This window comes from Achromobacter xylosoxidans, assembly GCF_002192695.1.
Taxonomy (GTDB): Bacteria; Pseudomonadota; Gammaproteobacteria; order Burkholderiales; family Burkholderiaceae_B; genus Achromobacter; species Achromobacter xylosoxidans_C.
This window is the reverse complement of record NZ_MTLG01000038.1, coordinates 1-828: the sequence shown is the minus strand read 5'-3', so window position 1 is coordinate 828 and position 828 is coordinate 1. Positions and strand designations below refer to the sequence as shown.

The 828-nt window shown below is 62.8% G+C and carries 1 pseudogene; it reads right to left on the bottom strand.

Going from position 1 to position 828, the window contains the following annotated elements:
• Nucleotides 1-828, bottom strand: a pseudogene (locus BRO63_RS04530) (DEAD/DEAH box helicase); the annotation flags it as partial.

Genomic DNA, 828 nt, shown 5'->3' with positions numbered 1-828 from the left:
GATGCCACGGTCCAACTGCTCGGCGATCCAGTCCTCGCGGCGGCTGGCATCCACGCTTGCGCGCAGTACCGCCACTTTGAAGCCTTCCTGCTCCAGCAATACCTTCAACCGGCTAGTCGTGTCGCGCGTGCCGGTATAGACGGTGTAGGCCAGAACCTTGCGGCCCTGTGCTTTCTCTTCCCTGCAGATGTCGATCAGCTCACGCTCCTTGGGGCTGATCTCGAACTCGTTGAACTGAGCCGGGACAAACGCCAGGGTGTTGCGCGTACGCGGATGCACAACGGTCTCCGACCGGAAGCAGCAATCCGGCCAGGCCAGCAGCACATTGAGGACTACACCGAGCAAGGTAGTATCGCGTCGCGCCAGAGCCTGTTTCAGCTCCGCGGTCAGCCGACCTGCCAGATCGCGGTAGGCCGCGGCTTGCGCCGTGTCCATCGCGACTTCACGAAACTCTTCGTCATACGGCGGCAGGACATTGCCGCCGATGTCTCTGAGCTTGAGGAAGATCGTGAACGGCAGGATGCAGCGCAGCACACCCTTCGGGCCGAAGCCCGGGGCCTTGACCGTTCTGACACTGACTTTCGTGCCTTTCGCGGTCTTGTGCGCCGTCCCGGTGCTCTCGGAATAAATGTCCTTCAGGACACCGTGATCGCGCATGAACGCCATCGCGGCCGAGGTCATGCTGCCGCTCGTGGTCGGGCGATAGCCGTCTTCGATCATCCGCCCGGGAAGGGCTCGGAACAGCAGGTAGAACAGATCGTCGCCGTAGCCGCCCATCAACGTGCCGGTCAGCAGCAAGGTCTTGCGAGCCTTCGCCGCCAGCACGCC